21 protein-coding genes and 1 pseudogene are annotated in these 22,534 nt (G+C 74.1%); 12 read left to right on the forward strand and 10 right to left on the reverse strand.

The annotated features are described in order from the left end of the window. Window positions 1-94 precede the first annotated feature (94 nt). A complete protein-coding gene (locus AC0ZLC_RS31265; protein WP_476755307.1) occupies window positions 95-1,267 on the forward strand; it encodes an acyl-CoA dehydrogenase family protein in 1,173 nt (390 codons plus the stop codon). On the opposite strand, the gene AC0ZLC_RS31270 is transcribed toward AC0ZLC_RS31265, so the two are convergent. Next, window positions 1,230-1,499 (reverse strand): hypothetical protein, encoded by a 270-nt coding sequence (locus AC0ZLC_RS31270; protein ID WP_388790033.1) that lies wholly within the window; start codon window positions 1,497-1,499, stop codon window positions 1,230-1,232. The genes AC0ZLC_RS31265 and AC0ZLC_RS31270 overlap by 38 nt on opposite strands. A gap of 232 nt (window positions 1,500-1,731) precedes the next feature. Beyond that, window positions 1,732-2,169 (reverse strand): hypothetical protein, encoded by a 438-nt coding sequence (locus AC0ZLC_RS31275; RefSeq protein ID WP_476755308.1) that lies wholly within the window; start codon window positions 2,167-2,169, stop codon window positions 1,732-1,734. Between the two features lie 264 nt (window positions 2,170-2,433). Between AC0ZLC_RS31275 and AC0ZLC_RS31280 the strand changes: the two genes are divergently transcribed. From AC0ZLC_RS31280 to fxsA, 4 genes are all read left to right on the forward strand, one after another. Continuing rightward, the gene (locus AC0ZLC_RS31280; protein ID WP_476755309.1) at window positions 2,434-2,874 is read left to right on the forward strand and encodes an Lrp/AsnC family transcriptional regulator; all 441 of its coding nucleotides are present in this window, start codon (window positions 2,434-2,436) and stop codon (window positions 2,872-2,874) included. Window positions 2,875-2,940: 66 nt separating this feature from the next. Further along, window positions 2,941-4,563, forward strand: a complete 1,623-nt coding sequence (locus AC0ZLC_RS31285; RefSeq protein ID WP_476755310.1) for an amidohydrolase — start codon at window positions 2,941-2,943, stop codon at window positions 4,561-4,563. 572 nt (window positions 4,564-5,135) lie between these two features. Beyond that, window positions 5,136-5,927 (forward strand): polyprenol monophosphomannose synthase, encoded by a 792-nt coding sequence (locus AC0ZLC_RS31290; RefSeq protein WP_476755311.1) that lies wholly within the window; start codon window positions 5,136-5,138, stop codon window positions 5,925-5,927. Window positions 5,928-5,999: 72 nt separating this feature from the next. Next, on the forward strand, window positions 6,000-6,566 hold the full coding sequence (fxsA, locus tag AC0ZLC_RS31295) for an FxsA family membrane protein (protein WP_476755312.1): 567 nt from the start codon (window positions 6,000-6,002) through the stop codon (window positions 6,564-6,566). A 152-nt stretch (window positions 6,567-6,718) separates the two neighbouring features. Here the strand turns inward: fxsA and AC0ZLC_RS31300 are convergent, their stop codons facing one another. The 3 genes and pseudogenes from AC0ZLC_RS31300 to yczE form a co-directional block, all read right to left on the reverse strand. Next, complete coding sequence (locus tag AC0ZLC_RS31300; protein WP_003977404.1) at window positions 6,719-7,093, reverse strand: RNA polymerase-binding protein RbpA; 375 nt, start codon at window positions 7,091-7,093, stop codon at window positions 6,719-6,721. Window positions 7,094-7,465: 372 nt separating this feature from the next. Then, a pseudogene (locus AC0ZLC_RS31305) lies at window positions 7,466-7,627 on the reverse strand (glycerophosphodiester phosphodiesterase family protein); the annotation flags it as partial. After that, on the reverse strand, window positions 7,624-8,286 hold the full coding sequence (gene yczE, locus AC0ZLC_RS31310) for a membrane protein YczE (protein ID WP_476755313.1): 663 nt from the start codon (window positions 8,284-8,286) through the stop codon (window positions 7,624-7,626). The gene yczE and the pseudogene AC0ZLC_RS31305, both read right to left, overlap by 4 nt. Before the next feature lie 105 nt (window positions 8,287-8,391). Here yczE and AC0ZLC_RS31315 point away from each other — a divergent pair, with 105 nt between their 5' ends. Then, window positions 8,392-9,891, forward strand: coding sequence for an SCO1417 family PLP biosynthesis transcription factor (locus AC0ZLC_RS31315; protein ID WP_476755314.1), 1,500 nt, complete (start codon window positions 8,392-8,394; stop codon window positions 9,889-9,891). A gap of 75 nt (window positions 9,892-9,966) precedes the next feature. Here the strand turns inward: AC0ZLC_RS31315 and AC0ZLC_RS31320 are convergent, their stop codons facing one another. Both AC0ZLC_RS31320 and AC0ZLC_RS31325 read right to left on the reverse strand, forming a co-directional pair. Beyond that, window positions 9,967-11,634: a hypothetical protein gene (locus tag AC0ZLC_RS31320; protein ID WP_476755315.1), complete on the reverse strand. Its 1,668-nt coding sequence runs from the start codon at window positions 11,632-11,634 to the stop codon at window positions 9,967-9,969. Window positions 11,635-11,671: 37 nt separating this feature from the next. Continuing rightward, the gene (locus tag AC0ZLC_RS31325; RefSeq protein ID WP_358852643.1) at window positions 11,672-11,866 is read right to left on the reverse strand and encodes a hypothetical protein; all 195 of its coding nucleotides are present in this window, start codon (window positions 11,864-11,866) and stop codon (window positions 11,672-11,674) included. Window positions 11,867-12,200: 334 nt separating this feature from the next. Here AC0ZLC_RS31325 and AC0ZLC_RS31330 point away from each other — a divergent pair, with 334 nt between their 5' ends. From AC0ZLC_RS31330 to AC0ZLC_RS31345, 4 genes are all read left to right on the forward strand, one after another. Next, window positions 12,201-12,593: an ankyrin repeat domain-containing protein gene (locus AC0ZLC_RS31330; RefSeq protein WP_476755316.1), complete on the forward strand. Its 393-nt coding sequence runs from the start codon at window positions 12,201-12,203 to the stop codon at window positions 12,591-12,593. Between the two features lie 301 nt (window positions 12,594-12,894). Then, window positions 12,895-14,313, forward strand: a complete 1,419-nt coding sequence (locus AC0ZLC_RS31335) for a HEAT repeat domain-containing protein (protein ID WP_476755317.1) — start codon at window positions 12,895-12,897, stop codon at window positions 14,311-14,313. A 137-nt stretch (window positions 14,314-14,450) separates the two neighbouring features. Beyond that, window positions 14,451-15,575: a glycosyltransferase family 4 protein gene (locus AC0ZLC_RS31340; RefSeq protein WP_476755318.1), complete on the forward strand. Its 1,125-nt coding sequence runs from the start codon at window positions 14,451-14,453 to the stop codon at window positions 15,573-15,575. Further along, window positions 15,572-16,828: a glycosyltransferase gene (locus AC0ZLC_RS31345; RefSeq protein WP_476755319.1), complete on the forward strand. Its 1,257-nt coding sequence runs from the start codon at window positions 15,572-15,574 to the stop codon at window positions 16,826-16,828. Before AC0ZLC_RS31340 ends, AC0ZLC_RS31345 begins: the two co-directional genes overlap by 4 nt. An 80-nt stretch (window positions 16,829-16,908) precedes the next feature. Here AC0ZLC_RS31345 and AC0ZLC_RS31350 read toward each other — a convergent pair whose 3' ends face one another. From AC0ZLC_RS31350 to AC0ZLC_RS31360, 3 genes are read right to left on the reverse strand one after another with little or no spacing between them, the layout of a single operon-like run. Further along, window positions 16,909-17,781 carry a 5-oxoprolinase subunit C family protein gene (locus AC0ZLC_RS31350; RefSeq protein ID WP_476755320.1) on the reverse strand — a complete coding sequence of 291 codons (873 nt, stop codon included), beginning with the start codon at window positions 17,779-17,781 and terminating at the stop codon, window positions 16,909-16,911. Continuing rightward, the gene (gene pxpB / locus AC0ZLC_RS31355) at window positions 17,778-18,395 is read right to left on the reverse strand and encodes a 5-oxoprolinase subunit PxpB (RefSeq protein ID WP_476755321.1); all 618 of its coding nucleotides are present in this window, start codon (window positions 18,393-18,395) and stop codon (window positions 17,778-17,780) included. The genes AC0ZLC_RS31350 and pxpB overlap by 4 nt, the downstream gene beginning before the upstream one ends. Beyond that, a complete protein-coding gene (locus AC0ZLC_RS31360; protein ID WP_476755322.1) occupies window positions 18,392-19,150 on the reverse strand; it encodes a LamB/YcsF family protein in 759 nt (252 codons plus the stop codon). The genes pxpB and AC0ZLC_RS31360 overlap by 4 nt, the downstream gene beginning before the upstream one ends. A gap of 229 nt (window positions 19,151-19,379) precedes the next feature. Between AC0ZLC_RS31360 and AC0ZLC_RS31365 the strand changes: the two genes are divergently transcribed. Further along, window positions 19,380-20,906 (forward strand): hypothetical protein, encoded by a 1,527-nt coding sequence (locus AC0ZLC_RS31365; protein ID WP_476755323.1) that lies wholly within the window; start codon window positions 19,380-19,382, stop codon window positions 20,904-20,906. Window positions 20,907-21,642: 736 nt separating this feature from the next. Then, entirely contained in the window at window positions 21,643-22,521 is an 879-nt protein-coding gene (locus tag AC0ZLC_RS31370) for a hypothetical protein (protein WP_476755324.1), read from the forward strand. Window positions 22,522-22,534 lie beyond the last annotated feature (13 nt).

Below are 22,534 nucleotides of genomic sequence, written 5' to 3' on the forward strand. Positions count from 1 at the left end.
GGGCAGCATCGGCTGGGCACTGTGAGACCCGGTGGACCCGCCCCATCCCAGGCGTGCGTCCGCCGCTGTGCCCGACAGGGAGGAGAGCGTCGACATGCCCGACCGCGCCCCGCAGCCGGTGGACCGGCAACTGCCCACGGACGAGGCCCGGGATCTGATCTCGCTCGTCCGCGACATCGCCCAGCGTGAGATCGCGCCCGGGGCGGCCGAGGAGGAGGACGCCGGGCGGTTCCCGCGTGACGTGTTCGGACTGCTCTCGGAATCGGGCCTGCTCGGACTGCCCTACGACGCCGAGCACGGCGGGGGCGACCAGCCGTACGAGGTCTACCTCCAGGTCCTCGAAGAGCTCGCCGCGGCCCGCCTCACGGTCGGCCTCGGCGTCAGCGTCCACTCCCTCGCCTGCCACGCGCTCGCGAACTACGGCACCAAGGAGCAGCGGACCGAGCATCTGCCCGCCATGCTCGGCGGCGGTCTCCTCGGCGCCTACTGCCTCTCCGAGCCCTCCTCCGGGTCCGACGCGGCTTCCCTGCGGACCAAGGCCGTCCGGGACGGCGACGACTGGGTGATCACGGGCACCAAGGCCTGGATCACGCACGGCGGGATCGCCGACTTCTACACCGTGCTGGCGCGCACCGGTGGTGAGGGCGCCCGGGGCATCTCCGCTTTCCTCGTGCCCGGCGTCGCCGAGGGGCTGAGTGCCGCGCTGCCCGAGAAGAAGATGGGCATGAAGGGCTCGCCCACCGCCCAGGTCCACTTCGACGGCGTCCGGGTCGGCGACGACCGGCGCATCGGCGACGAGGGACAGGGCTTCGCGATCGCCCTCTCCGCGCTCGACTCCGGCCGGCTCGGCATCGCGGCCTGCGCCGTCGGCGTGGCCCAGGCGGCACTGGACGAGGCCGTCGCGTACGCCACCGGGCGGCAGCAGTTCGGGCGGCCGGTCTCGGACTTCCAGGGGCTGCGCTTCATGCTCGCCGACATGGCGACCCAGATCGAGGCGGGCCGGGCGCTCTACCTGGCCGCCGCCCGCCTGCGCGACGCCGGGCGGCCGTTCGCCAAGCAGGCGGCCATGGCCAAACTGCTCTGCACGGACACCGCGATGAAGGTCACCACGGACGCCGTGCAGGTCCTCGGCGGGTACGGCTACACCGCCGACTTCCCGGCCGAGCGCTACATGCGCGAGGCCAAGGTGCTCCAGATCGTCGAGGGCACCAATCAGATCCAGCGCATGGTCATCGCCCGTCACCTCGCGGGTCCGGAGTCACGCTGAACGGATCCCGCCCCGTACCGAACTGGCTCAGGCCGGCCGGGGGCGCCGCCAGCCGCGCCCACTCCGGGTCGTGCTGCCCCGGAAGGGTACGGCCGCGGTCGGCCCAGGTCCGGATCAGCGCACGGTAGATGGGCGGGTCCTGGTACTGGGAAGGCCCCGGGGGAACCGGTGCTGCCGGGGGCGGGACGTAGATGCGGCGCCGACGCCCGGTGGCCGGGAAGGTAGGGGTCATACCAGGGCAACGCGCGCACGGGCGCACAGGTAACCGGCGCGGGCATTCGGGCTTGAGTTCGCGCTCAGCCCGTACGGGGGTGTCGGCGGGTGCCGCCCCAGGCGGCACCGGGCACCCCGATCCCTCACCACGGCACCTGACACGCAAGTCCCTCACCGCGACGCCGGACACGCAGGTCCCGCACCACGGCCCGACCCGCGGGCCATGGTGCAGGACGGCTACGAGAACCGGCTCAGGCGGCGTGACGCCGCATGCCGGGGACCCTCATGGGGCGCGAGCCCGGTCCGCCGACGTGCGAGAACGGCTGCTTGCGCCAGTCGAGTCCCTGGGGGAGCGTCAGCAGCAAGGCGGTGTCCTGCTCCTGAGGCTCCGTCGACTCGTCGGCGGGACGCGCGTCGGCCGCCGCCCGGCCCGTACCGGCACAGGCCGTGAGCCCGAAGGGATTCCACGGAGAGGCGCACAGCGCGTGCTCCGGCAGGGTCTCCTCGTCCGCCAGGAGCGCGATGGGCTGTGCGCAGTCCGGGCAGATCACCCGGTACATCTCGAAAGTGTCGTACGCGTCGAACTCCTCGCCGTCCAGGACGTCCGGTTCGACGCCCTCCGGCTCGGGTTCCAGGACCGGCTGCTGCCTCTTGGGCGTGGTACGACCAGGGCGCTTGAGACTCTGCATGGGTTTCTCCCCCTCGGGTGGGCCGACAAGGCGCTGCGACCTCGACCACAGCAAGCACTTCCCACCAGGCCTGCGAGGTAATCACGAGAACATCACGGACCCTGACGCGGGTCTGTGGTGTTCGTCACACGTCCTTCACGGGTGCCGGGCCCGGCGGGTTCCTCCCCGGGCGGCGCACCGGCCGCACCGGTCACATCACGAACCGGGTATGACCTGGGCCGCCGAGGTATCCGCCGGGATCAAGGGCCCTGTAGGTTCTGCGCCATGGAGGACCTGGATCGACGGATCGTGCAGTTGCTCGTCGAGGACGGGCGGATGAGCTACACCGACCTGGGCAAGGCCACGGGCCTGTCCACGTCGGCCGTGCACCAGAGGGTGCGCCGGCTGGAGCAGCGCGGTGTCATCCGCGGCTACGCGGCCGTCGTCGACCCCGAAGCCGTCGGGCTGCCCATCACCGCCTTCATCTCGGTGAAACCGTTCGACCCGAGCGCCCCGGACGACATCGCGGAACGGCTGGCCGGCGTCCCCGAGATCGAGGCCTGCCACAGCGTCGCCGGCGACGAGAACTACATCCTCAAGGTGCGCGTCCCTACCCCGCACGAGCTGGAGGAGCTGCTCGCCCGCGTGCGCTCCCTCGCGGGCGTCTCGACCCGCACCACGGTGGTGCTCTCGACGCCGTACGAGGCACGGCCGCCCCGGATCTGACGACGCCCGCTCCTTTCCCCGCCCCCGCGCGCGAACTGGCTGCCCGAAGCAGCGAGACTGTCCCTCATGAGTGAGAGCACCGCCCCGACGGACACCGTGCTGCTGCGCGGTGGCGAAGTCCACAGCCCCGCCGACCCCTTCGCCACCGCGATGGTCGTCGAACGCGGGCAGATCGCCTGGGTCGGCTCCGAGGGCGCGGCCGACGCCTTCGCGAGCGGGGTCGACGAGGTCGTGGACCTCCAAGGTGCCCTCGTGACGCCCGCGTTCACCGACGCACACGTCCACACCACCGCCACCGGGCTCGCCCTCACCGGCCTCGATCTGTCCGGCGCCCCCTCCCTGGACGCGGCCCTCGCCCTCGTCCAAGAGTTCGCCGCCGCCCGCCCCGCCGACCGGGTCCTGCTCGGCCACGGCTGGGACGCGGCCCGCTGGCCCGACGGACGGCCGCCGGCCCGCGCCGAGCTCGACGAGGCGACCGGCGGACGCCCGCTCTACCTCTCCCGCATCGACGTCCACTCCGCCGTCGTCACCACCGCCCTCCTCGACCTCGTGCCGGGCATCACCGGACGCGCCGGGTACGCGGACGGCCCGCTCACCCGCGACGCCCATCACGCCGTGCGCGCCGCCGCGTTCGCTGCCGTGACCGCCGCCCAGCGCACCGAGGCGCAGCGCGCCGCACTCGCCCACGCCGCTTCCCTCGGCATCGGCTCCGTGCACGAGTGCGCGGGACCCGAGATCTCCTCCGAGGAAGACCTCACCGGGCTGCTGCGCCTCGCAGGCGCGGAGGCGGGCCCGCGCGTCGTGGGCTACTGGGCCGAGGCGGGCGAGGAGGGCATCGCCCGGGCGCGTGCCCTGGGCGCGGTCGGCGCCGCCGGTGACCTCTTCGTCGACGGGGCGCTCGGCTCGCACACCGCCTGTCTGCACCGGCCGTACGCCGACGCCGGGCACACCGGTACGGCCTACCTCGATGCCGACGCCGTCGCCGCCCATGTGATCGCCTGCACCGAGGCGGGCCTCCAGGCCGGTTTCCACGCCATCGGGGACGCCGCCGTGACCGCCGTCGTCGACGGGGTGCGCGCCGCCGCCGAGAAGGTCGGCCCCACCCGCGTGCGCGCCGCCCGCCACCGCGTCGAACACGCCGAGATGCTGACCCCGCACACCATCGCCGCCTTCGCCGAACTCGGGCTCACCGCCTCGGTGCAGCCGGCCTTCGACGCGCTGTGGGGCGGCGAGGACGGCATGTACGCCCAGCGCCTCGGCGCCGAGCGGGCCCGCACGCTCAATCCGTACGCGGCCCTGCTGCGGGCCGGCGTCCCGCTCGCCTTCGGCTCCGACAGCCCGGTGACCCCCCTCGACCCGTGGGGCACCGTCCGGGCCGCCGCCTTCCACCGGACCCCCGCGCACCGGATCTCGGTACGGGCCGCGTTCACGGCGCACACGCGCGGCGGGTGGCGGGCCGTCGGACGGGACGACGCGGGTGTTCTGGTCCCCGGGGCTCCCGCGGACTACGCCGTGTGGCGCACCGAGGACCTGATCGTCCAGGCCCCCGACGACCGCGTCGCGCGCTGGTCCACCGACCCCCGCTCCGGCACGCCCGGGCTGCCCGACCTGACCCCCGGCGCGGACCTCCCGGTCTGCCTGCGCACGGTCGTCGGCGGCCGGACGGTATTCGTACGGCCGGAGGAGTGATGTCCCGGGACGGCGCGGCCCCGGCCGATGCGGGCCGCCGCGCGGCGCGACCTGCGCATCCTGGGCACTGACCAGGCGGTTGGTCGAATAGTCGCAGGTCAGAGGGGTGTTGACAGTCGACAGTGAAGGGCGGGTAGGTTCGGCCGGGTCCACCACCGGACGTCCGACCGGGGAACTTCACTCAGTCCGCCGCAGCGCCGCTGGGTCAGGGATGGTGTGCCGCACCGGCACACCACCACCGGGTGCCAGGCCCAGCGCCCGCGCCACGGGGCGGGGGAACGTTCCGGCCGGATGGGTCCCTCCCCGCTCCGCAGGAGCGCGGAGGAAGGTGCGACCCGGGTGGGGCCCGGACGTCCAGTAGACAACGGCTTTCGGTCGACCCGCAGCCAGCGGGTCCCTGGTCGGCCCGAAGGGCGCCGGGCCCCGATCCGCAGGGTTCGTCCGGCAGGGGGGCGGCGCCTCGCCCGCACGGCTCCGGCGGGAACGGACACCCCGTACGCGTACGTGCGACACGGCAGCGCAGGCCGCGGCCACTATGGTGGTCCCCTGCGTACGGACATGAAGGGGCAGTGGTGAACGACGGCGACGGGACCCTCGCGGCAGGAGCCCAGGGGAGACAGTTCGGCCCCCTCGGGAAGGCCTTGGTGATCATTCCGACCTACAACGAGGCGGAGAACATCAAGAAGATCGTCGCCCGGGTGCGGGCCGCCGTGCCCGATGCGCACGTTCTCGTGGCCGACGACAACAGCCCCGACGGCACGGGCAAACTCGCCGACGAGCTGGCCGTGGGCGACGAGCACGTCCAGGTGCTGCACCGCAAGGGCAAGGAAGGCCTCGGCGCCGCCTACCTCGCGGGCTTTCGCTGGGGCATGGAGCACGGCTACGACGTACTCATCGAGATGGACGCCGACGGCTCCCACCAGCCCGAGGAACTGCCCCGGCTGCTGACCGCCCTCAAGGGGGCCGACCTCGTTCTCGGCTCCCGCTGGGTGCCGGGCGGCCGGGTCGTGAACTGGCCCAAGTCCCGGGAGTTCATCTCGCGCGGCGGCAGCCTCTACTCGCGGGTCCTGCTCGACGTACCGATCCGGGACGTCACCGGCGGCTACCGCGCCTTCCGGGCCGGGACCCTGAAGGGCCTCGGTCTTGGCGAAGTGGCCTCGCAGGGTTACTGCTTCCAGGTCGACCTGGCCCGTCGCGCCGTGAAGGCCGGCTATCACGTCGTCGAGGTGCCCATCACCTTCGTCGAGCGGGAACTGGGCGACTCCAAGATGAGCCGCGACATCCTCGTGGAGGCCCTGTGGCGGGTCACCAGCTGGGGCGTGCGGGAGCGGGCCGGCAAGGTCCTGGGCCGCAAGACCCTCTGAGCGGCACCGACGCACAGTCCGGCTGATCCTCCCCTTATCCCGTGCTGAGCCGGGCCCGGGCACACTGGGTGCATGACGACTGGCGTTCCGACCCCCGCGCACCCCGTCCGGCCCCGGCGCTCCCGGCTGCGTACGTTCCTGCCGCTCGGCATCGCCGCCTGGCTGGTGCTGGAGATCTGGCTGCTGACCGTGGTCGCGGGCGTGGCGGGCGGCGGCGCGGTCCTGCTGCTGGTCGTCGCCGGGTTCGTGCTCGGCGGTGTGGTGGTCAAGCGGGCCGGGCGCCGGGCCTTCAGCAATCTGAGCGAGACGCTGCAACAGCAGCAGAGCGGTGTGCCGCCCACCGGCGGCAGCACCCGGGGCAACGGCCCGATGATGCTCGGCGGTCTCCTGCTGATGCTCCCGGGCCTGATCTCCGACGTCCTGGGACTCCTCCTGCTGGTCCCCCCGGTCCAGAAGGCCGTGAGCGCCTACACCGAGAGCGCCGTCGAGCGCAGGATCCGCGCGACCGTCCCGGGCAATTTCCAGGACGCCTTCCAGCAGTCCCGGATGCACCGCCCCGACGGAAAGGTCGTCCCGGGCGAGGTCATCAGGGACGAGGGCCCGCGGGATCAGGGACCGACGCCGCCGCTCGGCCGCTGAGCTTAGCCCCGCACGCTCCGGCCGGGCCTCGCCGCCCGGCCGGAGCGTGCGGGCACCGTACAGAACGCACGACGACCGCGGGCACCGTACAGAACGTACGGTGCCCGCGGTCGTGGTGCGTGTGTCGGTATGCCGCCCAACCCCCGGAGGGATTACGCGGACTTGCGGCTGTCCCGCGGATGTACCGCGATGTTCATCGCGCCTGAGCGCAGAACGGCCAGGCGCTCCTCGAGGACCTCTTCGAGTTCCTCTCGGGTACGCCGCTCCATCAGCATGTCCCAGTGCGTACGCGCGGGCTTGGCCTTCTTTTCCTCAGGGCCGTCGCCGTCCACCAGGAGTGCCTGGGCCCCGCAGACCTTGCACTCCCACTCGGGCGGGATCTCCGCCTCGACCGAGAAGGGCATCTCAAACCGGTGCCCCTTCTCGCATGCGTACTCCACGGCCTGGCGCGGGGCCAGGTCGATGCCGCGGTCCGTCTCGTAGCTGGTCACCACGAGGCGCGTGCCGCGAAGAGCTCGCTCACTCATGAATCGTGCCTCCCGGGCTTGTCGCCCACAGGACAGGTGTCGCTGTCGTCGTCATCCGGTCAACGTCCGGTCGGCGGTAAAGATTCCCGTTGGGGGTCATGCGTCGCCGTCGTAGCCGCCCCTTGTTGTACCCACCAGCACCCGGTTTGTCACATCTATCAACAGATGTGACCCCGCGTTTCGTCGTCTTTGACGCGCAGTAACGGTACGCCAGGCAGGCCAAAGGCGTACACTACCGGCCTTTGGCGTTGCGCGCTAAATCCTGGCGGGTTCGGGGGCGAGCCGGCTCGTGCCGCGGTCGCTCATCCCGTACTCCAGGTGCACGTGCGGACCGTGAACGAACCAGAGCGTGGGCGGTGGCGAGGCGGGGCCGGCCGTGGCGTGCACGTCCGTCTCCGGGTAGCGGCAGCCCGCCTCGACCGTTCGCCGGAACTGGAGCAGGGTGTTCTCCAGGCCGTCCGGCGCGCCGCCCCGGTGCGCGAAGGCGATCGGGCCGGGGTGGTCGAGGTGGGCGTGACGCGGTTGCGTGCTCACCGGGGCAGTATCGCGCCCTCCGGTCGACCTGCGGCAACGACCGTGCTGCCGGGGGGTGCCGGCGCGGCGGCGAAGACGCGCAGGAAGAGCTGGGCGAGCGGGCCGATGGCCAGCGCGTACAGGACGGTGCCGACGCCGACGGTTCCCCCGAGGGCGAAGCCGGTGGCGACCACGGTCACCTCGACGCCGGTGCGCATCAGGCGGATCGAGCGGCCGGTGCGCCGGTGCAGGCCCGTCATCAGGCCGTCCCGCGGACCGGCACCGAAGCCCGCCGTGATGTACAGGCCCGTCGCCATCCCGTTGAGCACGATGCCCGCGCCGAGGAGCGCGACCCGGACGGCCGGGCCGTGCGCGTCGGGCACCAGGGCGAGGGTGCCGTCCATGGCGACGCCGACCACGAAGACGTTGGAGACCGTGCCGAGCCCGGGCCGCTGGCGCAGCGGTATCCACAGCAGCAGGACGCCCGCCCCGACGATGATCGACACGACCCCGATGGTCAGCCCGGTCAGTTCGGCCAGGCCCTGGTGCAGCACGTTCCACGGCTCAAGTCCGAGACCCGACTTCACGAGCAGCGCGGAGCTGGCGCCGTACAGCGCGAGGCCGGCGTACAGCCGGACGAGTCGGACCGGGAGCCGCCGCCGTCCGGACTCGGAACGCATGGACAACGGAAACCCCCGGGTGGTCGCAGTGGCCTGACGCGTGACACTCTGTGGCTTGGCAACAGACGCTATCCATGGCCAATTCGGGGAAGGTGGACTGGAATCATGGCGCAGTGGACTTCGGCGGTGGGGGCGGCGCAGCTCGCCCGGCTGCTCACCTCCCAGCAGGAGCGCCCCGCCGGACCCGGCACCCGCCGCCCCCCGGCCTACCGCGCGCTCGCCGACGGCATCCGGCTGCTGGTGCTCGAGGGCCGGGTGCCGGTCGCCGCCCGGCTGCCCGCCGAGCGCGAACTCGCGCTGGCCCTGTCGGTCAGCCGCACCACGGTCGCCGCCGCGTACGAGGCGCTGCGCGGCGAAGGGTTCCTGGAGTCCCGGCGGGGCGCGGGCAGCTGGACGTCGGTACCGGCGGGGAACCCGCTGCCCGCCCGCGGCCTCGAGCCGCTGCCGCCCGAGGCGCTGGGCTCCATGATCGACCTCGGCACGGCGGCACTGCCCGCGCCCGAACCGTGGCTGACCCGCGCCGTGCAGGGCGCCCTGGAGGAGTTGCCGCCGTACGCGCACACCCACGGCGACTACCCGGCCGGGCTGCCCGCGCTGCGCTCGATGCTCGCCGAGCGGTACACCGCGCGCGGCATTCCCACCATGCCCGAACAGATCATGGTGACCACCGGCGCGATGGGTGCCATCGACGCGATCTGCCATCTGTTCGCGGGACGCGGCGAACGTATCGCCGTCGAGTCGCCGTCGTACGCCAACATCCTGCAGCTGATGCGGGAGGCCGGCGCCCGGCTGGTGCCGGTCGCCATGGCCGAGGGGCTCGCGGGGTGGGACCTGGACCGCTGGCGGCAGGTGCTGCGGGAGGCCGCGCCCCGGCTGGCGTACGTGGTCGCCGACTTCCACAATCCGACCGGTGCGCTGGCCGACGAGGACCAGCGGCGCCGGCTGGTGGACGCGGCGCGTTCCGCGGGGACCGTGCTGGTCGTCGACGAGACGATGAACGAACTGCACCTGGACGCGGACGTCGACATGCCGCGCCCCGTCTGCGGGTTCGACCCCGCCGGGTCGACGGTGATCACGGTGGGATCGGCCAGCAAGGCGTTCTGGGCCGGCATGCGCATCGGCTGGGTGCGGGCGGCCCCCGACGTCATCCGCAGCCTGGTCTCCGCGCGCGCGTACGCCGATCTGGGGACACCCGTCGTGGAGCAGCTCGCGGTGAACTGGCTGCTCAGCACCGGCGGCTGGGAGCAGGCCGTGGAGGTGCGCCGGGAGCAGGCCCGGGAGAACCGCGACGCGCTGGTCTCCGCGGTCCGCCGGGAGCTGCCCGACTGGGAGTTCTCCGTCCCCCGCGGCGGCCTCACGCTGTGGGTGCGCACCGGAGGCCTGTCGGGCTCGCGGATCGCCGAGGCGGGGGAGCGGGTCGGGGTGCGGGTCCCCTCGGGCCCGCGCTTCGGGGTGGACGGTGCCTTCGAGGGGTATGTGCGGCTGCCGTTCACGGTGGCGGGCGCGGTGGCCGAGGAGGCGGCGGTGCGGCTGGCCGCGGCGGCCCGGCTGGTGGAGACGGGCGCGAGCACCGGGTCGGACGCACCGCGCACCTTCGTGGCGTAGGCCCGGCGCGGGGCGTCGGTCCCGGGTCGGCCGGCGCGCGGCCGGCTCCGGACGTGCGGCCCCGGTTCGGGACCCTCAGCTCTCCGCGGCGGCGACCTCGGTCGTCATGGGCTCCAGCACCGGGACGGAGCGGGGCTCCGCCTTCCCGACGGGCTTCTTCTCCAGGTCCTTCTGCAGCTCCTTGTCCATCTCCACCTCCGCCTCCACCGGGACCACGTGCTCGGGACCGACCGGAGACGTGTGTTCCGGGAGCAGGTCGAGCACCGCGCGGCGATGGGCCTCGCTCGTCGCGTCGTCGTACGGGTCCGGGGTGGCCGGGACCTGGAGGCGGTGGACCGGTCCCGAACCCAGCCGTGCGTAACCCCGCCCGGCCGGCGTGTCCGCAGTGGGCGTGGTGTGCGGGGGCACCCCCAGGACCGCCTGGAGCTGCGAGGCGGACGCCGGGCCGAGGACCACGCGCGCCCGGGTGTGCCGGCGCACCGCGTCGGAGAGTGCGTCGAGGCTGTCGAACTGGTCGGCCACGACGACCGTGACATTGGCCGCGCGCCCGTGCCGGAGCGGAACCTGGAGCAGCGACTGGGGATCCTCGCGGCCGTCGGCGGCGGCCGGCGGACCGAGCGTGCTGGGACGGTCCACGAGGATCCACAGCGGACGCCTGATGTCGTCCGGCGCGGGACGGCCGGCCTGCCGCGCGCGGTTCGCGGCGGCGAGCCGGCGCTCCGTCTCGTGCGCAGCCCATTCCAGGCTGGTGCACGCGCCGGTCAGGCCGCATTCGACGGCCAGCACGCCGTTGCGGCCGGTCAGGCAGGCGAACTCGCCGGTCCCGCCGCCCTCGACGATCAGGACGTCGCCGTGCTGGAGCGCCTGCAGCGCGATCGAACGCAGCAGCGTGGTCGTGCCGCTCCCCGGCTCGCCCACGACCAGCAGGTGCGGCTCCGTCGAGCGGACGCCCGTGCGCCACACGACGGGGGGAACGTCGCGCTGCTCCTCGCCGTGGGTGAGGGGGAGCGTACGCGGGACGTCGCCCGGGTCGGTGAAACCGAGGACGGTCTCGCCGGGCGCCGTGACGAAGCGCTGGGCGGCGATGTCGGTCGGCAGCGGGGACAGCACCGAGACCGACAGTTCGTTGCCCTCCTCGTCCCAGACGAAGTGGTACTCGCGGCCGCGCCCGGACTTGGTGTGCAACAGCTGCTCGATGCGGGCGCGGGACTCCGCCTCGCCGTCGGTGAAGTACGCCGGATAGCGGACGAGCAGCCGCGAGACCCGGCCGGTGCCGTCGAACTCGTACGACGGGAAGGCCTGCTCCCACTCGCCGCCGTGGGCGTACAGGGGAGCGGGGTCCTCCGCGGCGGAGAAGTACGGGACGAGCGCCTCGTACAGCGACTGCAGGCGCTTGGTCTGCGGCTCGTCGGGGCCCTCGGGCTCCGACGACCGCGGTTCGCGGCCCCTCCAGGCCGCTGCCGCCATCACCGTGGTGACGGCCAGCAGCGGCCCGTACGGCACGAGAGCCACGACCAGGACCACCGAGGCGCCCAGGAACAGGAGCGGCCCGCGCCGGTCCTTCGGTGTCTCGGCCCACCTGCGCCGCCCGGCCCCCGCCAGCCGGCGCAGTCCACGAGTGATCGTGATCAGTGGGTGGAGGACGTCGGTGGCGCTGTCGGCCGCCGTCCGGGCCAGCTCCCGGCTCCGGGCGATCTGTGCGCTGCCGTTGCTCAGAATGCGGGGAAGGGGGCGCCGCGCCACTGCTGTCTCCTGATCGTGCGTGCGTAGGGGAGGGGCGTCAGAACCTGATGCCGCCGAGGAGGCCCGCCAGGCTCTCGCCGCCCGCCTTGATGCTCGGCGCGAGGGCCGTGCTGGCGAGGTAGAAGCCGAAGAGCGCGGAGACCATGGCGTGCGACGCCTTGAGGCCGTCCTTGCGGAAGAAGAGGAAGACGATGATCCCGAGGAGGACGACGCCGGAGATGGACAAAATCATTTTTGGCTCCTGGTTGTGGGGACAGTCACCATGAGTTCTTCCAGGCTCACAGCATGTATCCATACGATAAAAGGTGCAACTGAGTGAAATTCCCCAGATTTCCCCCGGACGGCTGAGCCGTCGGAGCCACCCGAGGTGCGCTGACGCGTCCGGCGGTGTCCGGGGTGATCTTCGCCCCGGGCGGCACCGCTCATGTGCTCCCGGAGCCAGTACGCTGACGATTCACCCGTACGGCCGCGCCGCCCGCCGTCGTACCCTCCCGGCACGACGGCGGCGCGCGCTGCCGTAAGCTCCCGCAGTCCCGAAACAGTCGTAGTGAGAGGCGGTCCGGCCGATGAGTGAAGCCCCCGACCCCGAGGTCGTGGAGCTGGCGACCAAGATCTTCGATCTGGCGCGCCGCGGCGAGACCGAGGCGCTCGTGTCGTACGTCGACGCGGGCGTCCCCGCCAACCTCACCAACGACCGGGGCGACACCCTCGTGATGCTCGCCGCCTATCACGGCCACGCGGACGCGGTGCGCGCCCTGCTGGAGCGCGGCGCGGAGGCCGACCGGATCAACGACCGGGGCCAGACCCCCCTCGCCGGAGCCGTATTCAAGGGCGAGGAAGCCGTGATCCGGGTGCTCCTCGACGGCGGCGCCGATCCCGCCGCGGGCACGCCGTCGGCGGTCGACACCGCCCGGATGTTCGCCCGGGCGGAACTCCTCCAGTTGTTCGGCGCGCACTGATCTCAACGCCCTGACCAGGCAGAACACAAAAAACGGGGGAGGCGGTACGGGGCCGCCGGAAATGCGGTCGCGGCAGGAAGAACCGCTGGGTCATCATGACGTCGTGATTCACGGACGCGATGGCCGGGCAGGTGTTGCCGCACCGCGCGGGCCGTGACGCGGCCCGCACGGGCCACCGACGAGAGGCAGAGGAAGATGGTCTACAGCAAGCAGGAAACGGCGGGCGCCCCGACGTGTTGTCACGCGGCCAGGTAAAGCACGATCCCCGGTTGCGTCGACGCTTGATGTGAGGCTGTTTCCCATGTTCGATCCGGTCATAGCGCCCAGCGGTACGCTGCTCGGCCTGCTCCAGAGGGGCCGCGGCGACGGCACGCTGCACGCGCTCACCGCACCGCGCGCCGAAGCGCTCGCGGCGCTCAACCACTGTGTGCTGCGCGACCCCCGCCACGACTGGCAGGTGGAAAACCGCTCCCTCTACTACGCCCGGCTCTACCTCGACCTGAGCGGTGAGCTCGACGCGATCGAGCGGCACCTCTTCGACACCGAGGACATCCTCGACACCTGCGAGTCACGCACGGGGCTCGCCCTCGCGGTCCTCGGCCACCTCGCCTCGTACGGCAGGCGCGACGCGCTGGAGCTGCTCCGCAGGTACGCGGCCGCCGGCACCAACTGGGCCTGGGCCCTCGACGAGCTTGCCCTGCGCGACGACGACGCGGGCCTGCGCAGCCTCGCCGCCCCCGTACTGGCCCGATTCCCCGCCGACGCGGCCGGCGACGCCGAACTCGCCGCGCACGTGCGCGACGCCTTCGAGCCCCGGCCCTGGCGGCTGTGGGCCGAGGATCCGCGCGCCTCGATCGGCGCACGCGTGCGTGCCGCTCAGGAACAGGGCTCCTTCGACCGCTGGCAACGCCAGATGCGACCGGCCGGCCCACGGCCCGGCTGGAGCGTGCAGGCCGTCTTCCACTGGGCCCAGGAGGGCCTCGAACGCGGAGCCGCGCTCCACGTCCCCGCCGCCCGCTGCCTGTCCGCCGTCGCGGGACCGGAGGACCGTCCCGGAATCGTCGAGGCCGCCCGCACCGGCGGCGACGGAGCCCGCTGCACCGCCCTGCGCTACCTCGCCGACAGCAATGATCCCGGCGCCCTCGATCTGATCGAAGGCGCCGCGGCCGCCGGCACGGCACTGGTCGTGGACGCCGCCGTGGACGCCTTCGAGCGGATGCGCAGTGCCGTCGCCATCGACCGGGCACGAAGCTGGGCCCACCGCCCCGACGCCCTGGGAGCCGCCGCCGGACGGATGCTCGCCTGCCGGGGCGGCGCACAGGACAGCGACCTGGTCCTCGGGGCGCTGCGGGAAGCGGTACGGGGCGAGGGGCCCGACGCACCGACCCTGTGGACGCTCGTCGACGGCGCCGGACGCCTCGGCATCGCCTCCGCCGGGCCCGTCCTGCGCCACGTCTACCGCGAGACCGCCTCCTCCCAGCTGCGCGGCCGGGCCGCTCGCGCCCTGGCCGCCACCGACCCGTCCTTCCCCGCCGGATTCGCCGTCGAATGCCTGTGGGACTGCGAGGAATCCACCCGCGAGGTCGCCGCACGGCACGCCGAGACCGGCGACACCCGCGTCGTCGACCAGCTGCGCCGGCTCGCCGCGGACCCGGCCGAGGAGGCCGAGGTGCAGACGGCCGTACGCAGCCGGATCGGGCCCGACATGCCCGCCGTGTGAACACCGGATGACCCGGCGGCGGGCGTTCCTGGCCGCCGGCCGACCGCCCGGGTGCGCAGCGCAACGCTCATGGGACGTTCCTCGCCAGGAAAGATCGACGTTGACGTGGCCACGTCCGGCGCGACGACAACACCGGTATGCGTGTCGTCATCGTCACCGAGTCCTTTCCCCCCGACGTCAACGGCGTGGCCCACTGCGCCCTGCAGACCGCCCGGCATCTCGCCGACCGCGGGCACACCCCCCTCGTCGTAGCCCCGGCCACCGCGGCCGGGAGCGGGCCCGACGCGCTCGCGCCGTGCCCCGTCGTCCGGGTCCCCTCCCTGCCGCTGCCCGGCTACGCCCAGGTCCGGGTCGCCCTCCCCAGCCGACGCGTCGCCGCGGCGATCACCGACCACCGCGCCGACCTCGTCCACCTGGCGGGCCCCTTCGTGCTGGGCGTGCGCGGCATGGCAGCCGCCACCCGGCTCGGCGTCCCCGCCGTGGCCGTCTATCAGACCGACCTCGCCGGCTACGCCCGTACGTACATGGGGGCGGGGGAGGCCGCCGCCTGGCGGCGCATCCGCTCCGTCCACGCGGCCGCCCACCGCACCCTGGCCCCCTCCAGCGCGGCCCTGCACGATCTGCGGGCGCACGGGGTGCCCCGGGTGCGGCTGTGGCCGCGCGGAGTAGACACGGACCGCTTCCACCCCGGGCGGCGGGACGAGGCACTGCGCCGGGAGCTGGCGCCCCACGGCGAGCTGATCGTCGGTTATGTCGGCCGTCTCGCCCCCGAGAAGCAGGTCGAACTGCTGGCCGGGGTCTGCGGGATCGCGGGCGTGCGGGTCGTGGTCGTGGGTGACGGGCCGAGCCGGCCGGCGCTCGACGCGGCCCTCCCCGGCGCCGTCTTCCTCGGCCGCCGCACCGGCGACGACCTCGCGCGCATCTTCGCCTCGCTGGACGTCTTCGTGCACACCGGGCCGTTCGAGACGTTCTGCCAGACCGTGCAGGAGGCGATGGCGAGCGGAGTGCCGGTCGTCGCGCCCGCGGCGGGCGGGCCGCTCGACCTGGTGGACCACGGACGCACCGGCCTCCTCGTCCCGCCGCGCGACCCGGCCGCGGTGCGGGACGCGGTGTGGTCGCTCGCCGCCGACCCCGCGCTGCGCACGGCCTACGGGAGCACCGGGCGGGCCGCCGTGGAGGGCCGCACCTGGGCCGCCGTCGGCGACGACCTGATCGGGCACTACACGGACGTGCTCGCGGCACGGACGGCGGTGGCGGCATGACCGCGCGCACCGTCACGGGCCGTACGGGTGGGCGGACCGGCCTGCGGATCGTACGGCTGGCGAACTTCGTCACCCCCGCCTCGGGCGGTCTGCGGACCGCGCTGCGGGAGCTGGGCACCGGGTACCGGGCGGCCGGGCACGAGCCCGTTCTGATCGTCCCCGGCGAGCGCGTCACCGACCGGGACACCGGTCAGGGCCGGGTGATCACCCTTCCCGGGCCGCTGCTGCCCGGCACCGGCGGCTACCGGGTGCTCACGGACCGGCGGCGGGTGGCCGCCCTGCTGGAGTCGCTCGCGCCCGACCGGCTGGAGGTCTCCGACCGGACCACGCTGCGCTGGACCGGGGTGTGGGCGCGGCGGGCCCGGGTGCCGGCCGTGATGGTCTCCCACGAGAGCGCTGACGGCGTGCTGCGGACCTGGGGGCTGCCCGAGGGGCTGGCCCGGCGTACCGCCGACTCGCTCAACACCCGTACGGCACACACCTACGCGCGCGTGGTGTGCACGACGGAGTTCGCCGAGCGGGAGTTCGTGCGGATCGGCGCCCGCAACGTCGTACGGGCTCCCCTGGGCGTCGACCTGGCCGGGCGGCACCCCGCGCTGCGGGACCCGGGGGTGCGGGCAAGGCACGCGCGCGTGGGGCAGACCCTGCTGGTGATGTGCTCGCGGCTCTCGGTCGAGAAACGGCCCGGCACCGCGCTCGACACCCTGGAGGCGCTGCTGCGGCGCGGGCGGCACGCGGTGCTCGTCGTGGCCGGGGACGGACCCCTGCACGGTCGGCTAGCACTGCGGGCCCGGGAGCGGGGGCTGCCCGTGACGTTTCTCGGACACGTCGCCGACCGGGCGGCTCTGGGCGCGCTCCAGGCGTCCGCCGACGTGTGTCTCGCGCCGGGGCCCGCGGAGACCTTCGGGCTCGCCGCCCTGGAGGCGATGGCCTGCGGTACGCCCGTGGTGGCCAGCGCGTCGTCCGCGCTCCCCGAGGTCGTCGGGTCCGCCGGTGCGACCGCCGCGGACGACGGGGAGTCCTTCGCGGACGCGGTGGACTCGCTCCTCGCGCGACCCGAGGCCGAGCGGAGGAGGGCCGCACGCGCGCGTGCCGAGTGCTTCGGATGGGGCGCCGCCGTGGAGGCGTTTCTCGCCGCGCACGACGCGGCGCCCCGGGTGCTCGGCCCGGCGGAGGACGGCGCCGGCGCCCCGGCACAGGGGCCGGCCGTGACGGCGACCGGAACCGAGCCGGGCACGCCCGTTCGCCGGTGATCGTGCCGGGCACGCCCGTTCGGCGGTGGTCGTGCTGGGCACGCCCGTTCGGCGGTAGTCGGGGCCGGGGTTCCGGTGGGTCAGGGGCGGTGGTGGCTCGTCATGAATCGGACTGGTGTTCCGGGCACGGCCTGGGCTGCCGCGGGGAGGTCGGGCGGGTGGACGACCGCGATCACCGGGTAGCCGCCGGTGGTCGGGTGGTCCGCGAGGAAGACCACCGGCCTGCCGTCCGGCGGGACCTGGACCGCGCCGAGGACGATGCCCTCGCTGGGCAGCTCCCCGGACACGGCCCGCTCCAGGGCGGGTCCCTCCGTGCGCAGGCCGATGCGGTTGCTCGCGGAGGACACCCGGTAGGTCCCCGCCGTGAGCGTGCGCAGGGCCGCCGCGGTGAACCAGTCGTCGCGCGGCCCCGGCGTCACGCGCAGCACCAGTTCGCGGGGCGGCGCCGGCTGCGGGACGACGTCCACGCGCGCGGGGGTGCCGCTCACGGGCCCGAGCGGAAGCACCGTGCCGTCCGTGAGGGGAGGAGGGCCGAGTCCCGAGAGCAGGTCGGTGGAGCGGCTGCCGAGCACCGGCTCGACGGCCACTCCGCCGGACACGGCCAGGTAGGCGCGGATGCCCGCGCGCGCGGAACCGACGTCCAGCAGCGCCCCGCCGGGGACCCTGACGGGTGCGCCCCAGGCGACCGGCCGTCCGTCCACCGTGACCGGACAGGGCGCGCCGCCCACCGCCACGGTGACCGCGGAGCGCGGCCGCACGGCACAGCCGTCGAGCGTGGTCTCCAGGACGGCCGCGCCGGGCGGGTTCCCGACGAGCCGGTTCACCAGGGCGGCGGCCGGCGCGTCGAGCGCTCCGGAGCGCGGTACGCCGAGGTGGGCGTGGCCGGGGCGCCCCCGGTCCTGCACCGTGGTCAGGGCGCCGGCGCGGACGACGGCGAGGGCGCGGTCCGTCATGAGCGCCCCGCGGGTACGAAGCGGACGCGTGCGCCCGGGGCCAACAGCGCCGCCGGCTCCCTGCGGTGGTCCCACAGGACCGCGTCCGTGGTGCCGATCAGCTGCCAGCCCCCGGGCGACGAGCGCGGGTACACGCCCGTGTAGGGGCCCGCGAGGCCCACGGATCCCGCGGGGACCGCCGTCCGCGGGGTCGCACGCCGGGGGACGTCGTACCGGGAGGGGAGCCCCGAGAGATAGCCGAAGCCGGGCGCGAACCCGCAGAAGGCGACGCGGAACTCGGTGGCCGCGTGAATCTCCGCGACCTCACGGGGCGGCACCCCCCACCGGGCCGCGACCTCGGCCAGGTCGGGACCGTCGTACCGTACGGGGATCTCCACGGCCTGCTCCGTGCGCGCGGGCAGCGGCGGGATCTCCCACGCGGCGAGCCGCTCCGCGAGCAGGGCGGGGTCCGGCACGCCGTCCAGGAGGACCGTGCGCGCCGCGGGCACGATCTCCCCCGCGCACAGGTCACCGTCCGCGCGCCTGCGCAGCAGCTCGGCGTGCAGGGCCTGGGCCGCCTCGCCCGAGGAGACCTCGACCAGCAGGGCGTGGCCCCCCACCGTGAGCGCCCTCACGTGAACGCCTCCACACGGACACCGGAGGCCTCCAGGCCGACGCGGACCCGGCGGGCGAGGTCCACCGCGCCCGGGGTGTCGCCGTGCAGGCACAGGGAGCGGGCCCGGACCGCGATCCGCTCCCCGGAACGGGACGCGACCACACCGGAGCGGGCCAGCTCCACCGACCGCTCGACGACCGCGTTCCCGTCCGTGATCACCGCGCCGTCCTCGGTACGGGGGACCAGAACGCCCTGCGAGGTGTACGCGCGGTCGGCGAACGCCTCCGTGACGGCCGGCAGCCCCGCCTTCCGCGCCAGGTCGAGCAGGCGGGAGGACGGTAGGCCGAGGACGGGGAGGGCGGGGTCCACGAGCAGGACACCGGCGACGACCGCGCCCGCCTGCTCCTCGTCGTGCACCACCCGGTTGTAGAGCGCCCCGTGCGGTTTCACGTACGACACGCGCGTGCCGGCCGCCCGGGCGAAGACCTCCAGGGCGCCGATCTGGTAGGCCACTTCGGCCGCCAGCTCGTCGGGCGGCACGTCCATCGCGCGCCGCCCGAACCCCGCCAGGTCCCGGTAGGAGACCTGGGCGCCGATCCGCACGCCGCGACCGGCCGCGAGCTCGCACACCCGCCGCATGGTGATCGCGTCCCCGGCGTGGAAGCCGCAGGCCACGTTGGCGCTGGTGACGACGGACAGCAGCTGCTCGTCGTCGGTCAGCCGCCAGCGGCCGAAGCCCTCGCCGAGGTCGGCGTTCAGATCGATCAGGTTCATAACTCTTCCGTTCTCCTGTTCAGGCTACGCGGTACCGCTCTCCGAGTGGTGCGGGTTCACCGGAGGCGGAGGCGGAGGCGGAGGCAGAGGCGGGGGCGTCGGCTGAGCGGGCGGCGGCCAGGTCCTGGCGAGGCCCGCGGGCCCCGACGGGGCGGGTTCGCCGTCCGGCCGCGTGGGCGCTTCTGAGCCGTTTCGACCGTTGTCAGACCGAGGACCTAGTCTGTGCACCGTGACTTCGCCTGCATCGACGGACCGTGTTCCGCCCCAGCTCAGCGCGGGGCCGCGCCCCGCTCCGGGTCCGGCCGCCGACGAGGGTCTGGCGCGGCGGCTGCGCGCGCTCGCCTGCACCGCGCCGCTGCACGACCTCGACGCACGCAAGGCCAACCTCGCGGGCGAGTACTCGGTGTACGGGATGGCGGAGGTGGCCCTCGCCGCCATCGATCTCATCACGCTGAACATGGATTTCGACACGGGCGCCGACCACGACCAGATAGTGGCCCGCCTCATCCCCCGCGTCGCGGCCCAGGCCCCGCAGCGGCCCGTCGCGGAGCACGAGCGCGTGGCCCGCTGGGTCCTGGAGAACCTGATCAACGTCGGCAGTGTCGACCGCGGCTTCCGGGCCGTGTACGGCACGTTCGCCTCCGACGGTTCGTACGTCCGGCGAGACTACGACTTCAAGCTGATCGAGGAGGTGCCCGGTTACGGGGGAAGTGTCTACCTCCGTACGACCGACGAGGCGGTCAACGTCCTCGTCGGTGCCCTCGACACGGACGTCACCAGCGCGCAGATCGCCGCCGAGGTCAAGCTGGAGGTGCTGATCAGCCGGGGCCGGCTCGCCGACGCCCAGCTGGCCGCCGAGCAGGCCCGGTACCGCACCGTGCAGTACTCGGAGACACTGCGCAGGGCCCTCGACGCCACCCGGCGCAACGTGCGCGCGGTCGACTGGCTCCGGGCCGTCCCCGACATGATCGCGGAGGCCCTGGACCACGTCGCCGACCGCTACCGCCACGAGAACGCGATCCTCACCAACATCCGCAAGGCCCGCGACGAGTCCGAGGACCCCGAGCAGAAGCGGCGCGCCGCCGAACTCGTGGACATCGTCAAGGACTGCATCCGGCGGCACACGCAGTTGCAGTCCCGGCTGCTGGAGGCGGGACCGCTGTTCCGCGCCGAGCAGGACCGGCAGGCCTTCGCCACCCCCATGACCACCTCGGGAATCGACCTCTACGGTCACCTGGTCGCCCCCGTCCTGCCGCTGCCCGTGGAGCAGGCGACGCGCGTGACGGACGCCTTCTTCGCACGCGGGACGGGGCTGCGCACGCCCGTCTCGGTGCGGGTGGGGGACCTCGTCGACATACTGCTGACGCCGCCCGTGGAGCGCGAGCACCTCGGCGCCGAGATGCCCGAACCCGACCTGATCGCCACTCCGGACGACAGCCGCTTCAGCGAGGAGCAGCTGGCCGCCGCCATGCAACTGCTCGAACTGCCCGCCGACGCGCCCCGACGGCTGTCCGGGCTGCTCGCCGAGGCCCGCGACAAGGACCCCGAACTGCCTTATCTGGTCGCCCTGCTGGCCGTGCACGCGGCCAGCCCGCCGGTCGGCACCGCCTACCGGCAGGGCGAGGAGAAGCTGCTGTTCGCGGTGGACGACGGGACCGAGCTGGACGATCCCGAGTTCGGCGGCGCGGACCTCATCGTCGGGACGGCTTTGCTGGACGCGGCCGGGATGGCGGCCGGCCGGACGGAGGCGGCGTGAACGCCATGCCCGAACCGGCGGTCGTCCGCCCGCCGGTGGGCTGCATGTCGGCTGTCCGTACGTCGATGGGCCGGGCGTCGGGTGCGCGTGAGCCTGCGGATTGCGCGTCGGCCGTTCGTACGGGGGCGGACCGCTCGCCGATCGGCCGTCCGGCGCTGGGCTGCACGTCTGGTGTCCCCACGCCGGTGGGCTGCATGTCGGGTGTGCGCAGGCCCGTGGACCGCACGTCGGCCGTTCGTACGTCGGCGGGCTGCACGTTGGGTGTCCCCACGCCGGTGGGCTGCATGTCGGGTGTGCGCAAGCCGGTGGACCGCACGTCGGCTGTCCGTACGTCGGCGGGCTGCACGTCGGCCGTCCGTACGGCGATGGACCGCACGTCGGCCGGTCGCGTGCCGTCCGTCCTCGGTCGCCCCGCCGGCCCGTCCGACGGGCCGTCCGCTGCCTTCCACCGCGAGCCCGGGCCCGGGCGGAGCGGGAGACCGGGCCGACCGGGACCCCGTCACGGTGGCACGCGCCCGCGTGGCGGGGCCGCCCGATGGCGCACCGCGCGTCCCTCGCCGAGGCGGCACCCCCGCCAGGCCCGTCCACCGTGGCGGTCGTCATGACCCGGTGGCCCCGTGAACGTGGTCTGCCGGCCCGTGTGCCGTGTCCGTGCCCGGGTCCGTCCGATGCCGTACCGCGCGCCCCTCGCCGGGGCGCCGTCACCCCCGTAACGCCGAATCAAGGAGCCTGAGCCGTGACCGAGCACGTCGAGTGGAGTGAACCGGAGGCCGCCGCCGCTCCGGCGAGCGCCGCCGTCACCCCCGCCGACGCCGCCGACGCGGCGCGGCTCGTCGCCTTCGGGCTCCAGCCGAAGCTGCAGCCGGCCCGTGACCAGGAATACGCGGAACTGCTGCGCCGCTACCGCGAGGACCCGCCGTTCGCCCGGCTCGCCGACGCCGTGGCGACGGGTCTGGGGCTGATCGTCCTGGAGGTGTCCCCCCGGGCCGGGATGGCCGTGACCGCCGCCGAGGACTCCGTGTTCGCCGTCCGCATGGGCGACTACGCCCGCCGGACGTCCGCGGACTCCGGCGACCGGTTCCTGCACGGCCTCGCACATCTCGCCGTCGCCGCCATGGCGTTCCCCCGCCCCGAGGACCTCGCCGACGACGGCTACATCGGGCGCGTCACGGTCAACGGCGTCGACGCCTTCGTCCGGCAGGCCTGCCGCCGCCTGGAGGAGCGGGCCGACGAGCAGGGGCAGAACACCGACCCGGCGACGGACGCGCCGGGACTCGAGGCCGCCTGGCGGATCTGGGCGCGGCGCAGCGCGGCCGGCGCCACCAAGGACGCGCGCAGACTGGCCGGTTCCACCACGGGCATCGTCGGCAAGGCCGTCGCGTTCCTCACCGACTCCGGCTTCCTCCAGCGCACCGGCGACGACTCCGGAGGGACGTACCGGACCACCGCCCGCTATCAGCTCCAGGTCCGTGACATGGCGGGCAGCGCGGCCATGGCCGAACTCCTCGAGCTGGGCGTGGTCCCGGTGACCGACGGCACGGCGACCCTGCTGCCCGCCGAGGACACCGACGACCTGGAACTCGTCGCCGACGCCGGACTGCCGTTCCATTCCTGACCGCTCCGCCCCC

It is taken from the genome of Streptomyces sp. GLSS-08 (assembly GCF_056387915.1).

What these genes read in the sequence shown, in the direction of transcription:
- AC0ZLC_RS31265 (WP_476755307.1), top strand. Translation starts at nt 95, where the DNA reads ATGCCCGACCGCGCCCCGCAGCCGGTGGACCGGCAACTGCCCACGGAC.
- AC0ZLC_RS31270 (WP_388790033.1), bottom strand. Translation starts at nt 1,499, where the DNA reads ATGACCCCTACCTTCCCGGCCACCGGGCGTCGGCGCCGCATCTACGTC.
- AC0ZLC_RS31275 (WP_476755308.1), bottom strand. Translation starts at nt 2,169, where the DNA reads ATGCAGAGTCTCAAGCGCCCTGGTCGTACCACGCCCAAGAGGCAGCAG.
- AC0ZLC_RS31280 (WP_476755309.1), top strand. Translation starts at nt 2,434, where the DNA reads ATGGAGGACCTGGATCGACGGATCGTGCAGTTGCTCGTCGAGGACGGG.
- AC0ZLC_RS31285 (WP_476755310.1), top strand. Translation starts at nt 2,941, where the DNA reads ATGAGTGAGAGCACCGCCCCGACGGACACCGTGCTGCTGCGCGGTGGC.
- fxsA (WP_476755312.1), top strand. Translation starts at nt 6,000, where the DNA reads ATGACGACTGGCGTTCCGACCCCCGCGCACCCCGTCCGGCCCCGGCGC.
- AC0ZLC_RS31300 (WP_003977404.1), bottom strand. Translation starts at nt 7,093, where the DNA reads ATGAGTGAGCGAGCTCTTCGCGGCACGCGCCTCGTGGTGACCAGCTAC.
- yczE (WP_476755313.1), bottom strand. Translation starts at nt 8,286, where the DNA reads ATGCGTTCCGAGTCCGGACGGCGGCGGCTCCCGGTCCGACTCGTCCGG.
- AC0ZLC_RS31315 (WP_476755314.1), top strand. Translation starts at nt 8,392, where the DNA reads ATGGCGCAGTGGACTTCGGCGGTGGGGGCGGCGCAGCTCGCCCGGCTG.
- AC0ZLC_RS31325 (WP_358852643.1), bottom strand. Translation starts at nt 11,866, where the DNA reads ATGATTTTGTCCATCTCCGGCGTCGTCCTCCTCGGGATCATCGTCTTC.
- AC0ZLC_RS31330 (WP_476755316.1), top strand. Translation starts at nt 12,201, where the DNA reads ATGAGTGAAGCCCCCGACCCCGAGGTCGTGGAGCTGGCGACCAAGATC.
- AC0ZLC_RS31335 (WP_476755317.1), top strand. Translation starts at nt 12,895, where the DNA reads ATGTTCGATCCGGTCATAGCGCCCAGCGGTACGCTGCTCGGCCTGCTC.
- AC0ZLC_RS31340 (WP_476755318.1), top strand. Translation starts at nt 14,451, where the DNA reads ATGCGTGTCGTCATCGTCACCGAGTCCTTTCCCCCCGACGTCAACGGC.
- AC0ZLC_RS31345 (WP_476755319.1), top strand. Translation starts at nt 15,572, where the DNA reads ATGACCGCGCGCACCGTCACGGGCCGTACGGGTGGGCGGACCGGCCTG.
- AC0ZLC_RS31350 (WP_476755320.1), bottom strand. Translation starts at nt 17,781, where the DNA reads ATGACGGACCGCGCCCTCGCCGTCGTCCGCGCCGGCGCCCTGACCACG.
- AC0ZLC_RS31360 (WP_476755322.1), bottom strand. Translation starts at nt 19,150, where the DNA reads ATGAACCTGATCGATCTGAACGCCGACCTCGGCGAGGGCTTCGGCCGC.